This is a genomic window from Sphingomonas sp. Ant H11, assembly GCF_000797515.1.
Taxonomy (GTDB): domain Bacteria; phylum Pseudomonadota; class Alphaproteobacteria; order Sphingomonadales; family Sphingomonadaceae; genus Sphingomonas.
The window spans coordinates 1-13,899 of sequence record NZ_JSBN01000142.1; the positions used below are offsets into that span (position 1 = coordinate 1).

The following is a 13,899-nucleotide window of genomic DNA, read 5'->3' on the forward strand; positions in this document are numbered from 1 at the left end:
TCACGGCTCTCGACGAGCGCGAGCGTCTGCCCGGTGCGGACCGGATCGCCGATCCGCACCATGATGCGGCTGACCGTGCCGGGCGCGCGCGCGGTCAAAACCGCCTCGGCGTCGGGCGTGGCCTCGACGGTCGCGGATGCGAGGACCGCGGCGTCCAGCTCGCCACTCGCGGCCGGTGCGACGGTGATCTGCGACGTGGCGATGGCCTGGGGGCTGATCGCGAGCGCATCAGACGGCGCCTTGGGCGCGGCGGTCTGCGTCGGCGTGGGCGCGGGAGTGGGAGCCTGGGTGAGGCGGGCGGCACCGAAGCCAATCCCGGCCGCGGCGACGAGGCCGATCGCGGCCCCGGTATAAAGACGATTCCTGTCGGTCATTGGACCGCTTCTCCGGTGATGGTGAGGCCCTGCAGACGGGCGAGATTGGCGCGAGCGTCGAGGCGAGCGATGGCGGCATCGAGGATGACGCCCCGGGCAACGCCGAGATTGTGGCGGGCAGCGAGCAGTTCGATCAGCGGTGACTTGCCGGCCTGGTAGGCGATGCGCGCAAGGCGATAACCTTCCTCGGCAGTCGCCATCGTGCGCTGCGCCGCTTCCGCCTTGCGATCGGCGGCCTCCACAAGCGCCAGTGCCGCCCGGCTGCCTGCTTCGGCGTCGAGACGGGCCGCTGCTTCACGTGCCTGTGCCCCTTGCAGTTCGGCCTGGGCAGCGGCGATGTTACCACGGTTGCGGTCGAACAGGGGAAGCGGGATGCCGATCCCGGCGACGATCGCCGGCCCGCTGGCGACGCGGAGTTGGCGGACGCGATCTGCGCGGTCAAGTTGGGGATGGCGAGACGCTGCTGGACCGTCACCTGTCGCGCAGCCGCTTCGCGCTCCGCTTCGGCGACCTTGACCATCGTCGCCTGCATCGGATCGATCGGCCCCGACGCGGGCCTGGCGTTCATCCGGTCGAGCAGCGATTCCGACACACCGGTATAGGGCACTGGCGAACCCGCCAGCGCCGACAGGCGGGCGAGCGCCGCGACCTTCTGCGCGCGGGTGGTTTCGAGGTCCGCTTCGAGCGTGTTCAACTCGGTCTCGGCTTGGACTTGGCGCAGCCGGGCTTCCTTGCCGGCCCCCACCAACGCGCGCGCCGCCTTGAGGTCAGCGGTGGCTTCCTCCACCTCGTCCTCGGCAAGCTCGATGCGACGGCTCGCGATCTCGGCACCGGCATAGGCACGCGCCAACTCGGTCGCGTAGAGAAGCCGGCCGTCGCGGTTCCGCGCCTGCGCCGCGACGATCCCGGCCTCCCCGGCCGAGATACGTGCCGAACGCTTGCCACCCAGCTCGATCGGGATGTCGAGCTGGCCGGTGATCTGCTCCTGGTTGCGAGCATTGCGGGTCAGGTCGCCGGCGAAGTTCTCGGCATAGACGTTGACCGATGGATTGGGACGCGCGCGCGCCTGCTCGGCCAGCCCCCCGGGCTCGTGCCACGTCGGCGTCGAGCGCGAGCGTGCGGGGCGTGCTTCGCGTCTGGTCATAGAGTTGCGCGAAGGACGGCGCGGTCTGCGACCATGCCGCGCCCGCGGGCAACAGCGCCGCGAGCGTGCCGGCCAGCGCATAGGCGCGCTGCCGGCGAGACTTACCGTTCATGATATCTGTTCCTCCGGGGGATAAGCCGATCGACGCCGGACGCGGCGCCGGTGGGGCTCAGCCGCGCGGAGGTCTCAGCAGTTCGGCAGGCGCGATCCCATGCAGCCAGGGTGCCACGTCGACCACCCACACCCGCTGATCCGCAAACAGCGGCGCAACCGGCATGAACGGATCGGCGAACCCGATCCACTGGCCCGTCGCATGGGCGAGGACGTGGACAGGCGCATCGGGATCGGTCTGTGACGACGATCCGTGACTGTGTTCGATCGAAACGGCATGGATGGGATCGTCGTCGTGAACCATCGCATTGTGCCACCCGGACACCGCGAAGAGCCCGAACAGAGCTAGGAACGCCAGAACGGCGCCGAACATCGCTGATCGGGATCGACGGATCACCATAGTCCTGTCGGTAAGCGAGGCACCCGACCGCGACAAGCATTTCACGATTTGGGCTCTTGCTTCGGCCACTCAGGATGCTTGCGATCAATGACGTAAGCGTGTTCGCCCGCCGCGTGGGCAAGATGATGAGGATCGTCCGCGGCGAGGTCGCCATGCTCGTGGACGATCACGTCCGGATCGGACGCCGGCCATAGCAGAAGCGCCAACACGACGCCGATCGCGGAGAGGATCGCCATGCCGGTGAAGGCGGCGGTCATCGAGACGCGCGCGCCAAGCTGCCCGACCAGCGGGTAGCAGATCAGCCAGCAGACGTGGCTCAAGGCGAACTGCGCCGCAAATAGCGCGGGCCGGTCATCCGCATTCGCCGAGCGACGCAGCAGTCGCCCCGAGGGGGTGACGTTCGAGGAATAGGCGATACCCATCACCAGCCATCCGGCGAGGATGGCGTGCCAATAGGCTGGCCCGGGCGTCATCGAGGCGGAGACACCGGCGAGGACCGCGAGCGCGATGGTGAGGATCGCCGCGCCGATCATCATCACGGTGCGGTCGGCCACCCGGTCGAGGACGCGCGGCAAGGTCAGCGCCGCGGTAATCGAGCCGCCTCCGAAGGCGGCGAGCGTAAATGCGACGTCGCGCTGGCTGAGCCCCATCCCCTTCACGATGACGACGGTGTTGACGATGACCATAGCGCTCGCCGCCGCGGCGCTGAGGGTCAGCGCGAGCAGGCCGCGCAGGCGCGGCGTCTTGAGGTAGATGCGAATGCCCCGCGTCGTCTTATCGTAGATGCCGCCTTGGTCCTCGACGGGCTTGGCCTTCGGCAGCACGGTAGACACGACCAACAGCGCCGACGCGACGAAGCCGACCGCAGTGCCGGAGAACAGCCAATGGTAGCTGACCAGCGTCAGCAGCCCGGCCGCGAGGATCGGGCTGGTCAGGCTTTCCATGTCGTAGGCGAGCCGCGAAAGCGACAGCGCGCGGGTGTAGTCGCGCTCCTCCGGCAGCACGTCGGGGATCGTCGCCTGGAAGGTCGGTGTGAACGCGGCCGATGCCGATTGCAGGACGAAGATCAGGACATAGACCTCCCACACCTGATTCACGAACGGCAGGCAGATGGCGACCACCGCGCGAACGGCGTCCATGCTGACGAGCAACGCCCGCCGGGGCACGCGGTTGGCGAAGGCGCCGGCGATCGGCGCGACGCCGATATAGGCCGCCATCTTGATCGCAAGCGCGGTGCCAAGGACCGCGCCGGCGTCACCGCCCGCGATGTCGTAGGCGAGCAGGCCGAGCGCGACCGTCGCGAGGCCGGTGCCGATCAGGGCGATGACCTGTGCCAGGAACAGATGGCGGTAGGTCCGGTTGGCGAGGACGCTGAGCATACGCCTCCATATCCCCCTAGGGGGTTCCAGTCTATCCCCCCGTGGGGATACTCGACAATATCCCGGCAAGTATCCTACATTGGCGGGATGGCTCACCACATCCACGCCACCCATCCGGCGATTATCAAGCGGCTGAACCGCGCGGCGGGGCACCTCCGCAGCATCGTCGGCATGATCGAAGGCGAGCGTGCCTGCGTTGATATCGCGCAACAGCTCCAAGCGGTCGAAAACGCGATTGCGAGCGCCAAGAGGGCACTCATCAACGATCATATCGACCATTGCCTCGTTCATGCTGAAGAGGGTGAAGGTCCTCAGCAGGCAATTGAGCAGTTTAGACAAATTTCAAAGTACTGGTAATTTTGCCAAGACGTGGGGAACTAACTTTTCCACAATTACATTAGCTCTAAGCTAAAGATATAATTTATAATATTATAGATCTTGATAAATCGATTGAATATCATTGGCTTGTAACCCGGCGCCCACTCTCACCAAGTTTGTTAGGAACTCGGCAAACACTCGACCAGCATCCATAGGCTCAAAGGGGAGGCTTTGCGGGTCTTCAAATTGATCGAGCCAATCTCGGATGCGGCTTCGATAAATCTGGGCGTGTTCCCGCTCCACAAGCGCACTAGCAAGTGCAGCCGCCTGCATTGAGTACCCATGACCGGGAAGTCCCGAAGGGCAGCGAGCTGTTTCCATAGTGTTTTCTTTCTCGAATAGAGCCGAAGGCGATGCGCACATCGACTTCTGGCCCTCGCCGAGAGCGGGGGGTGAATGGGCAAATCTGGGCCGATCGAGGGGGAGGGGTATCACCCAGCCTGCACCAAAGCGTAGCGTCGGGAAGGTTGGGGAAACCCCCTCGATCGCCAAGCGCAGCGCTTGCGCGGAGACGGTCTAGCCCTTGCCCAGAGGGGGGTGGCACCCCCCTCGATCCGCGACGCGATTAGCGCCGCCACGACCAACACCGACCATCGGTCGGCCGCTCTGCTGCTTCAATGGATCACGGGAATTTTAGCGTTCTACGTGAGTTTATGGTATGCTGATGGCTTGAAAGGATCGCTTGATGAACGTCGCAACGCCCTTCACGTCACCTGTCCCAGCGATCAGCGAGGGGGAGCGCGCACGTCGTCTAGCTGAGGTCAATTTCGCGAGGGGAAGCATCCGCTACGAGGGCGGCATTCTCTCCGACGAAATCGAGCAACTCAACGACCGATACGTCGCCGGCGAGCTCAGCAGCGACGAGCTGACCGCAGCCATCCTTGCATCTGAAACCGTTCGCTCGGCTTGATTAGCCAACGCGAAGCCGCCCTTACCTTTGCTCGGGTTCGAGAGCTTCAGCGCGATCCGGTTCAAGGGCAATTCGACGTAGCCCATCTCCAGGAGGTGCATCGTCGGATCTTCCAGGATCTTCCCGAGCATCACCCCGGCGAATTTCGCCCAGACGCTCCGGGTCATTTCAAAAACCGGGAGCTTGAGGCATCTGCCGATCGCATCCTCGTGCCCTATGCCTTGAGACCTGAAATCGACCGCAGCCTTGGTCCAACGCTCGAGGCCTTGCAGGGTGGAAAGGCACTCCGCGGTTACGACCTGCTCGATATGTCCGAGGCAGTCGCACAGACCTACGCGCGTCTCGACTACCTCCATCCATTCCGCGAGGGGAACAGTCGCACGCTGCGTACCTTCACCGAACAGCTCGCCAGAGAAAATGGTCATCAGCTCGATTGGGGGACGACGAACGTCACCGCCCAATCGCGCGACGCGCTGTATATCGCCAGGGACATGGCGGTGATTCAGTTGCGGAACCCGGGCATCACCATGGCCGACGCTAACGCGGCCGTCGACCGCCGCGACTACGAGGTGAAATACAAGCTCGCGAACCAGGTCGAGCGCTATAAGCTCGCCGACCCCCTCGACGAGATCGTGCGCCGTTCGCTTGAGCGCGGCCGTGACCAACAACCGGTCGACCGTCGCCTCCCGCTCGTCGACGTCGCTCGCGAAATCGCAGTCGTAGCGCCGGTCGCGCGCAACCAGGCGGAGCGCACGGTCGAAGAGACACGATTGGCTGTCCTTCGGAAGACCGAGCCGGCCTCCGAATTGGACCGTGCGACAAACATGCGAGACTGGGTTGTTCGCGATGGCTCAGCGAGTGCGCTCACCGACCGCCTCGCCGGCGTAACTTCCGGCGCTGTCACCATCCGACACGATCCGGGGGCGCCGGCGTTAGATCGGCTAACGGCGATCGCCGACGGCATCAACCTGGAGCTGTCTCGCCAGCGGTCGGCTCCGACGCCGACGGTCAATCCCCCCATCCGTGAGATCGATCGCGGGGACCGCGAACGCTGACGATGATCGGCGAGCGCAACGCGTCACGTTTCCTGGCCGTTACGCGGCCTTGTCTCGAACTATTACGACATGCTCGAACAGCTTCGCCACGCGCTGTTTTGGAGGCACCGCAAGAGCCGCCTCAAGCGCCGCTTGATTCAAACGAGTTGAAATGGGGGCCACAGCGCCGTTACCGGCTCCGGCCGCGGCGTCGCGGGAGGTGCAGGCTCTGCCTGCGTTGCCTCGATCACCCTCAGGCTGTTCGCGGCAACGGCCGGATCCGGCCGGATCTGAGGCATCTGCGGCGCCGGCATCTTGGTACGCTCGATAAGCTTCTTCTCGGCATAGTAACGGACCTTCTTTCCATAGGTCGCGTACATCCCGCGTCGAAAAACGATCAGGTCATTTTCAGGCAGAAGCTCGACTTCCTGGGGGAGCATGAGCGGCCGGCGCTGGTCGGAATCAGACGTTGATCCACCACCACCGCCCCAAGTACCCATCGAGCGTGACCGCGCACGGAAGGTGTAGCTACCGAGCTGGTCAGAAATCTTCTTTGCCTCGGCGAGGCCCGCAGGCCGCAGGACGAGCCGCACGGCGCAGTTGCGCTCGATGTCGGCGGCAACCTTGTCTCCGTAGACACCTTGGATCTGTTCCATCGACTGGAACGCCGGCAGCATCCGCAAGCCGTAGCCCGCGACATAGCTGAAGGCGTTGGCCAACACCGTGCATTTTCCAAGGCTCGCGAACTCGTCGAGTGCCAGCAGGACCTTTACCTGGTGCTTGTCGCCCTTGGGCAACTCGCGGACATTCCGATCGATCAATTGCTGAAATAGCAGACCGTAGATCGCCGCAACGCGGTCAAGATCGTCGGGCGACACGCCTAGATAAAGCGAGATCCGCTTGTCGCGGAACTCGCTCAGGTCGAAGTCGCTCTCGGATGTTGCGGCATCGACATAGGGGTTGAGCCAACCATTGATCTTCGACGTGACGGACTGCCGTATCCCGGTAAAGGTGTTTGCAGACGAGGTGGTGTAGTCGAGGATCGCGGAGACGCAGCCTGTGGACAGCGGCTTGCCCGCCTTCTGCCGGGCCGCAATGATCTTCGGAAAGCGCTTTTGAGCGTCCCCGCCAGCGAATTGTCGATAGACCTCGCCGAGGGTGAACGGCAGTGCGTCCTCGCCGTCGTCGACCGTCGCAGCAATATACGCTGTGATGCCGAGGAAAGCGGTTCGTGCTCCGGCTGCCCAGAAGGGATCACCAGTCAGCGGATCGGGGTAGAGCATCGCCGCGATCTTCTGGAGCTCGTTGATGACCTCCACGGGATCGCGCCGGTTGATGTAGCTCAACGGATTCCACCGGACCGTTCGGCCGCTGGGATCGAGCGGGTTGAACAGGAGCACCTCCTGCCGGAGCGCACTCATCCGGTAGCCGGCGGTGTTGTCGTAATTCTCCTGTTTGATGTCGAGGACGACCAGCGAGTCCGGCCAATCGAGCAAATTGGGGATGATGACGCCCACGCCCTTGCCGGCGCGGGTGGGGGCCTCGAGCATGACATGCTCCGGCCCGCCAAACCGCATCACCTTGCTCCCGAACTTGCCGAGGACGATGCCACCTGGCGCGAGAAGCTTACCCTTCTTGATCTCGCCGATGCGAGCCCAACGTGCCTCGCCATGAAGTTTCTGACGCGTGAAGAGTGTAGAAACGATTGTGATGGCCGTCAGCACCAGCCCGATCCCGAAGCCGATCAGGAAGGGCTTATAGACGATCGGATACCCCTTCATCGCCCACAACGCGCCCGGCACCTTGCGCCATGGCGTGTGGATGTTGAGAAGGTGAGAGGCCCAAAGAACCACGAGCGCCCCAATCGCCGCACTTACCGCCAAACCGATGATTGCGAGGAAGACGATCGCGCCTGGCTGCGACCCTTCGCTGCTGCGAACCCATTTGCCGCTCACGTTTCGGTGCCTTTCTCAGTCGCGAGCTTTGCTCGCGGGATCGAACCAAACTCCAGTCATCCGATACCGCGCCGGCTTACCTTCGCCGGGCGGGATGCGATGCATCTGAACAACGATATCAACGAGCGATCGTAGGAGGGCGCGTACATCGTCACGATCAAGATCGCTGCCGCCCTCCGACTGCTTCACTAGCAGCGTGAGCTGCTCGAACGCGCCTTCAGGCGTATTTGCGTGGATCGTCGTGATCGAGCCGGGATGCCCGCTGTTCACGTTGCGGAGGTAATAAAAGGCTGTTCCGTCGCGCAGCTCCTGAAGGAGGATGCGGTCCGGCCGCATACGCAGTGCCGACTCCAGCAACTCCTGTGCGCCGGCCTTCTGCAGTCCCTTGCCGTCTTTGGCATACATCATGTGCACGCGGTTCGGATGCGGTACGACCAATTCGCGCGTGTCCTCAATCGTCAGGATACGCTCATATTCGGGGATAAGCTTGATAAGACCTTTTGAAAAACTGGTCTTACCCGAGCCCGTGGCACCGGAGATCAGAATGTTTTTGCGGTTCTCTACCGCTCGCCGAAAGAAGGTCTTCCATTCGCCAGCGTCGCGCAGCCGTTCAAGCTCGTCGTCAACCTCGCCATGCAGCCCCTTGGCCCGGACCTCGCTGAAAAGTCCTTCCCGGTCGAAGTCGTCGATGTCCATCGTCACCCCCGACGCTTTGCGGATGGTGATCGAGATGAACCCCTGCTCGACAGCCGGTGGGACAACGACCTGAGCACGTTCACCACCCGGGAGAACAGACGAACAGACCGGATATTCCGAGTTGATATCCTGCTTCGTCAAACCAGCGATGAGCTTGGCTAGAGTCATGAGGGCGGCGTTGTCCAACGCCGGCTCCTCATGCCACTCCCAACCATTGCGTGTTTCCAAGCCGATCACACCAGGTCGGTTGATGACCAACTCAGTCACATCCGGCCGGGAGAGATGCCTCTGTATCGGCTCTGCGTTGTGCTCGTAGATGGCAGAACTTACGTTCGACGCCATACGCTCAACGCCTCAGCCCGACTTCGTAGACGGAGCCGAAATCGAAATCCTTCGCGACGAAGATAGCGGCGGTATCCCCCTGGTTCTTCTTCAGGATGGGCCGGATCTGCATCGTCTGGGATAGCACGGTCTGGCCAGTGGTGCTGGGAACCTGAGTGGTATTGCTTCCATTACCCGCCAGCGCCCGCCCCGCGATGTTGGATGCGTCTTCAAGTACCGAGATCACCAGCCCAAGACCGAACCGCGCCCAAAAATTGCGTGTCCACACCTCCCGGCAAACCGGCGCGGCCGAGACTATCCGCAGCAGGCGAACCGAGATCGATCGCCACGCCCCGCGGGGTAAGCGCTCGCGTCCAGACGACGAACAAGCGGGCTTGCCCCTGCGTGATGCCGCCAGAATACTGACCAAGAACCTTCGTGCCCTTGTCGAGGAGCACGATGCGCCCGTTCTCAGAATAGACGTCGTGATTGATGACGCAGGAGACGAACCCGGCCTGCGTCGAGTTGATGGCCGTCTGCAGTGTGCAGGGGATAACCGTGCCGGCGCTCAACAGGAGATTGCGATCCCCTACTGTCGTAGCGCGAACGGTTTGAATCGCGGAGTGGCCGAGCTGATCGCTGAAATCAGAGGGGCCTTTGCCCGCTGCTGCCGGCGCATCGTCGTTCGGATCGCCAAACCCGCTCGCCCCGACGCCCTGCCGTCGAACGGCAGATTGACCAGCCTCCGCTACTTCCTGACCGCCTTGCTGTGGCTGGGCTTCACCCACTGCGGTGGCAGAAGACGTGCTGCCGAACGCCATGATGGGCGATCGCCGTGCGGCGTCGGCCATCGCTCGAGCTTGCTCGGCGCGCCGTTGCTCGGGAGTTGGATTGCCGTTTGACGCAACGGCCGTGCCCTGTGGCGCTACGACGGTATTGCCGTTCGCATCCACAGTCGTCTGTCCCGGCGCGCCAGCTATCGGGCGGCCGAAAACGTCTGTAGCAGGCGCACCGGTTTGGCCGAGCTGACCCGCAAGGGCTGCACGCTGCGCATTAGGCGAGTTCATCACGTCCTCAACGGAGCGCTCGCTCGCCTTCGCCGGCTGCGCGGCTGTGGTCGTGACGGCTGTGCGGTGGAACGCTCCGTATCCTATCGCGATGCCACCCAGCGCACCCAGAAGACCTATGCCGGCGCGATAAAGGCGATGTTTCCCCAACCCCCGCTCCGCGCGACAGGGGTGTCCTGCTCGCTCGGGGGAACGGTATCGACAGCAACCTCGCCGCCCCGGTCAATGACATTGCCGACCATGTTACTGCCCCTTCACTTTGCGCTCGACGACGTTCGAGACAGTGCCCGTCCGATCGCCGCGATCGTTGCGCATCGGCGCTTCATTGTAGATGCACAGCACCGAGGTGCCGCGCCGCAAGCGGATCTGCCGGTAAACGGCGTGGATCACTACGAAGTCCTCGCGAACGTCGTAGGGGACGATCGTCTCGGTCCCGTCGACATCAACCGCGAAGATCGACGGAATGTCGGCGTGCCCTGGGTAACGCAGCACCGTGAACTCGCCGTTGTCGGAGATTTCTGATGGCTGCAGCGAGGAGTCCCCCTGCACCGTGTACTTCATGTTCCGCGCGCCCTCGATCACGGCGTGATCGAGCGCCGTCTGCGCGATGTTCGTCTCGATAGCCTTAGCCGCCTGAGCCTGGGCAACCTGCGCCTGCAACGTCGCCATTGCCCGCTCTTCGCGTGGGTAGTGGAACCGCACCCCGTACATCTGCTGACCCGGTGCGAGTGACAGATTGAAGTGGTAAGTACGCGGCGTTCCTCCAGCGTTGGTCACGACGATGAGGTTCGTTCCGGCCGCCTTCTCGCGAGGTTTGAGGAACAGGATATTGGCGACAGGTGCGATCTGCCACGAGACCGTGTCACCCAAGGCCGCTTGCGTTATCGTCTCGCCTGGGCCGAACTGTATCTCGATTGCGTGGCGAAAGCTGCCGACAATCGTAACCACCTGATCCGGGTCATAATTGATGTTGCGGACTCGAGCGTCCTTAGCCCCAGGGCGGGGCGTATCAGACGCGTAAGCCGGATGCGGGTAGATCGTCAGCGTCGCCGCACCCACGACCGAAAAGGCGATCAGACGATGCCACACTGCGCCAACGCCGCGCCAGAACCGGCTTTTCGAACCGGCATCCGTTACAACCAGCTCCGTCTTCGGCGGAGACAGTCGTGCGCCCAGCTTTTTGCGGAGCTTGGGCATGAAGGGGACGACCACCCGTTCGGCGTCGTTCGAGGTGTTCGATGAATTGCTCATGTCACGCCTCCGGGTCCGAGCGATAATTGACGACTTGGAAGCCGAGCGGATTGATATTCCGATCCTTCTCGCTTTCCGGCGCCGTGGTGAATTTGAAGGTCAAGATCGCGTTCCAGTTTTGTGCGACCGGTGCGTTCTGGCCGAACGTAATGATTTTCGTGAAACGGACTTGTGCCACGGTCGGGCTTAGGAAGCTGATCGTCCGGATCGAGATGGAGACAAAGCCTCGCTCGCCATAGATATTTGACGGCGCGTTCTTGTTGTTTGACTCTACGCCGTTCAAGTAACGCGCGCCTTCCGCCTGCTCGCTCATCAGCATGACGGCGTATGCATTCTCGCGAGCGGCATTGTTCAGCCAGCCCTCGCGAAGCCGGACATACTGCGAGATGAAGTAGCGGTTCACCGCTTCCTCATAGGTTCGCTGCTGCGGACCCTTGAGCGCCGTCACGATTTGGGTCTCGCCGGAAGAGCGATCGACCTTGATAACGTAAGGCTGCACCGTCTTGAGCGGGGCGAGCATCGCAACCGCACCGACAGAAACCACCGCTAGTGCGCAAGCACCCGTTGCAACACCCCAAGCGAGGCGGCGCGACTGGATCGCGGCACGCATCCGGTCGTACTCCCACGTCCTCGACGTCTCGAAGTATTTATCTTTATCTTCGGCCTTAACCGCGCCCATGACGGCGATCCCTTCAGCAGGAGGAGTAGGAGAGCGCGCGATCCCGTTGGGATAGCGTGGCGCCGACCGGGAATTATTCATCGCGCCCGGCCCGATAGGAGCTTGAGTTGCTGCACCCGCGTCCGGGGCGGGGGCGGGCACAGGAGCCGGCCCGGTTCCGCCTGAAGGCGGTGCAACCATCGACTGACCCGCTCCTTGCTGCGATGCAGGCAGCGGCACCGGCAGGCTGGGCAGGATCGAGCCGTATAGGTTGGCCGGACGACGGTGCTTGCCGTCACAGACTGCGGCCGGCTTGATGTGACTCCCGGCGCAGCCGCTAAGTGCCAGCGCACCTAACGCTACGATGATCAGCCTGGTCATGTGGTCTCCGTTCGTATCTGGCGCGCGATGGCGATTGGATGGGTTCAAAAAAATGCGGGCTCGCCCCGCGCCTTAAGAGGCGCGGCGGGCCGAACCCCCCGGTTGCTGTTGAGGCAGCAGCCGGACGGTTCGCCTGGGTGGCCCGGCGGAACATGAGGCGGTTCGTCAGCATATTTGCGCCGGTCATCAGGAAGCCATGGCCCCCCGAGGACGCACCGCCCGCGATGCCGGCGGCGATCGCTGGTGATTGGAAGAAGAAGATCGAACCGACGATGTAGATCGCGCTGCACGCAAGCGTCGCGGCGAGCATCAAGTCGGCGGTGAGGGTGACATACGTGCCCTCGATGGTCACGAAGCCCGACCCGTCCCCTACCGAGCCCATTATGCCATCCATCGCCGCTTCTTGAAGTCCGGTTATGAATTTCGTCATGATCGCCATCACGACCATCAGGAGGATGAAGTTGGCGGTTTGCTTCAGCCAACCATCGAACAACCACCGTGACGAATTGAATAGCAGACAGGCTAAAGCCAGAGGAGCGAGCGCAACGCAGATCGCCACCGACAGCTTAGCGAAGATGACGATGCAAAATCCGATCGACGCCGATAGGAAGGCGAACACGTATAGAATGCCGATACACAGATAAGTGATGACCCAGCAGCGAAGCTGAATGAGCGGGGTTCGAACGTCCGTCAGCCCTTGCGACGGCATCAACTGGACCTTCGCGTTTGCCGCACTCATCCTCGATGCTAGTTTGCTGGTATCGGAAACATAGGTGTCGAAGGTAGTGCCGGGGTTCGTCACCGGCGTACCCGATCCTGCCGCGATGATCTCGGTCGGCAGGTTCGTGACAACGTTCACGACGAACGCCGAATAGCCGACAGCACTCGCCGCAGCGAGAGCGAACCCGACCTTTCCCGCTTGGAAAACAAGCTCTCTAAGGGGCGCCTGGATAGCGCCCCTTAGGACCGCAAAGCCCAGCAACAGGAAGTAGATCGTCGCTGCAAGCGCAAGAGGTGCCGCAACGAAGGCGACCAGTCCGGACCCGAACGATGCAACAGACGTCGCGATAGCCGTTTCAACATACGAGTACATCGTCGTGAACAGCGTCATGATGTTGACTGGGGCGGCGGGCATCTTTGCTAGACCTTAGAAAGCGTCAGGAGGCAGTCGGCTGTGCCTACTTCCTCTTGGTATTGGTGTCGTAGAAGTCACTCGCGCTCTTCGCTGCCGCTGCTTCGGCGACCGAGACGCTTGCCTCTTGGGTCGTCGAACAGAAGCGGGCCTTTTGCTCAGCCGTAAGAGGGGACCGGTGAGAAAAGGCCCAAAAACGTACGCTAAGCATCACGTCCAGCCTCAGCGGCTGCGGTGGCCAATGCTTCCCCCTCCGGCCGCCACCAGTGCGACGACACCCGACAGGATGTATGCGATGAGGACACGCGCTGGTCCAAGCAGGCCGCCAATTGCAAACCCGCTACCCTCGCTGATGCGGGTTCCAGCACCATAAAGCGCGGCGGCGCGGCCGTGGAGCTCGGGCCTCACAGTGGTATGTAGGATCGTGCGAACCGATACGTTGTAGATGGCATTGCCCGCACCGCCGATGAGGAACGCCATGGCGACGACCGCCAGGGGAAGCGATGGGGCGAGCGCACCGGTCAGACCTATTGCCAGAAATGAAGCCGCGATGCTTCCCAGTCCGACAAGGGCCGTCCAGCGGGCGTTACGTTCGACATAGCCACCCGCGGCCCATGCAGAGATGAGATAGGCTCCTGCCCAGACGGCAATGAACGCCCCGTATGCGAACGGACCTCGGCTGAGAACGTTGGTTACGAGAAACACATA

General features: G+C 62.8%; 14 protein-coding genes and 3 pseudogenes. 3 read left to right on the forward strand and 14 right to left on the reverse strand.

Annotated features, from left to right (window positions below; translation table 11 throughout):
* From NW75_RS23200 to NW75_RS19535, 5 genes and pseudogenes are all read right to left on the reverse strand, one after another.
* Positions 1 to 374, reverse strand: a pseudogene (locus NW75_RS23200) (efflux RND transporter periplasmic adaptor subunit); the annotation flags it as partial.
* A complete protein-coding gene (locus tag NW75_RS27960; RefSeq protein WP_331386195.1) occupies positions 371 to 958 on the reverse strand; it encodes a TolC family protein in 588 nt (195 codons plus the stop codon). The pseudogene NW75_RS23200 and the gene NW75_RS27960, both read right to left, overlap by 4 nt.
* An 89-nt stretch (positions 959 to 1,047) precedes the next feature.
* Positions 1,048 to 1,599 (reverse strand): annotated as a pseudogene (locus NW75_RS27965) (TolC family protein); the annotation flags it as partial.
* Between the two features lie 88 nt (positions 1,600 to 1,687).
* Positions 1,688 to 2,002, reverse strand: a complete 315-nt coding sequence (locus tag NW75_RS19530; protein WP_033967010.1) for a hypothetical protein — start codon at positions 2,000 to 2,002, stop codon at positions 1,688 to 1,690.
* Positions 2,003 to 2,070: 68 nt separating this feature from the next.
* The gene (locus NW75_RS19535; protein WP_033967011.1) at positions 2,071 to 3,408 is read right to left on the reverse strand and encodes an MFS transporter; all 1,338 of its coding nucleotides are present in this window, start codon (positions 3,406 to 3,408) and stop codon (positions 2,071 to 2,073) included.
* 87 nt (positions 3,409 to 3,495) lie between these two features.
* Between NW75_RS19535 and NW75_RS19540 the strand changes: the two genes are divergently transcribed.
* Positions 3,496 to 3,765: a metal-sensing transcriptional repressor gene (locus NW75_RS19540; protein ID WP_033967013.1), complete on the forward strand. Its 270-nt coding sequence runs from the start codon at positions 3,496 to 3,498 to the stop codon at positions 3,763 to 3,765.
* A 72-nt stretch (positions 3,766 to 3,837) separates the two neighbouring features.
* Here the strand turns inward: NW75_RS19540 and NW75_RS24710 are convergent, their stop codons facing one another.
* Positions 3,838 to 4,107, reverse strand: coding sequence for a hypothetical protein (locus NW75_RS24710; RefSeq protein ID WP_156143081.1), 270 nt, complete (start codon positions 4,105 to 4,107; stop codon positions 3,838 to 3,840).
* Between the two features lie 364 nt (positions 4,108 to 4,471).
* On the opposite strand from NW75_RS24710, the gene NW75_RS19545 reads away from it, so the two are divergent.
* Both NW75_RS19545 and NW75_RS19550 read left to right on the forward strand, forming a co-directional pair.
* The gene (locus NW75_RS19545) at positions 4,472 to 4,696 is read left to right on the forward strand and encodes an antitoxin VbhA family protein (protein WP_033967015.1); all 225 of its coding nucleotides are present in this window, start codon (positions 4,472 to 4,474) and stop codon (positions 4,694 to 4,696) included.
* Positions 4,693 to 5,751, forward strand: a complete 1,059-nt coding sequence (locus NW75_RS19550) for a Fic family protein (RefSeq protein WP_033967016.1) — start codon at positions 4,693 to 4,695, stop codon at positions 5,749 to 5,751. Before NW75_RS19545 ends, NW75_RS19550 begins: the two co-directional genes overlap by 4 nt.
* A gap of 137 nt (positions 5,752 to 5,888) precedes the next feature.
* On the opposite strand, the gene NW75_RS19555 is transcribed toward NW75_RS19550, so the two are convergent.
* The 8 genes and pseudogenes from NW75_RS19555 to NW75_RS25390 all read right to left on the reverse strand — a co-directional run.
* Entirely contained in the window at positions 5,889 to 7,685 is a 1,797-nt protein-coding gene (locus NW75_RS19555) for a type IV secretory system conjugative DNA transfer family protein (RefSeq protein WP_231565337.1), read from the reverse strand.
* 15 nt (positions 7,686 to 7,700) lie between these two features.
* On the reverse strand, positions 7,701 to 8,723 hold the full coding sequence (gene virB11, locus NW75_RS19560; protein ID WP_033967017.1) for a P-type DNA transfer ATPase VirB11: 1,023 nt from the start codon (positions 8,721 to 8,723) through the stop codon (positions 7,701 to 7,703).
* 4 nt (positions 8,724 to 8,727) lie between these two features.
* Positions 8,728 to 8,949, reverse strand: coding sequence for a TrbI/VirB10 family protein (locus NW75_RS26965; RefSeq protein WP_231565338.1), 222 nt, complete (start codon positions 8,947 to 8,949; stop codon positions 8,728 to 8,730).
* Complete coding sequence (locus NW75_RS19565) at positions 8,933 to 9,919, reverse strand: TrbI/VirB10 family protein (protein WP_231565339.1); 987 nt, start codon at positions 9,917 to 9,919, stop codon at positions 8,933 to 8,935. Before NW75_RS19565 ends, NW75_RS26965 begins: the two co-directional genes overlap by 17 nt.
* Positions 9,920 to 10,012: 93 nt before the next feature.
* Positions 10,013 to 11,020, reverse strand: a complete 1,008-nt coding sequence (locus NW75_RS19570; protein ID WP_052192522.1) for a TrbG/VirB9 family P-type conjugative transfer protein — start codon at positions 11,018 to 11,020, stop codon at positions 10,013 to 10,015.
* Between the two features lies 1 nt (position 11,021).
* Positions 11,022 to 12,059, reverse strand: coding sequence for a virB8 family protein (locus NW75_RS19575; RefSeq protein WP_231565341.1), 1,038 nt, complete (start codon positions 12,057 to 12,059; stop codon positions 11,022 to 11,024).
* Positions 12,016 to 13,170, reverse strand: coding sequence for a type IV secretion system protein (locus tag NW75_RS19580; protein ID WP_081988841.1), 1,155 nt, complete (start codon positions 13,168 to 13,170; stop codon positions 12,016 to 12,018). Before NW75_RS19580 ends, NW75_RS19575 begins: the two co-directional genes overlap by 44 nt.
* Before the next feature lie 243 nt (positions 13,171 to 13,413).
* Positions 13,414 to 13,899, reverse strand: a pseudogene (locus tag NW75_RS25390) (MFS transporter); the annotation flags it as partial.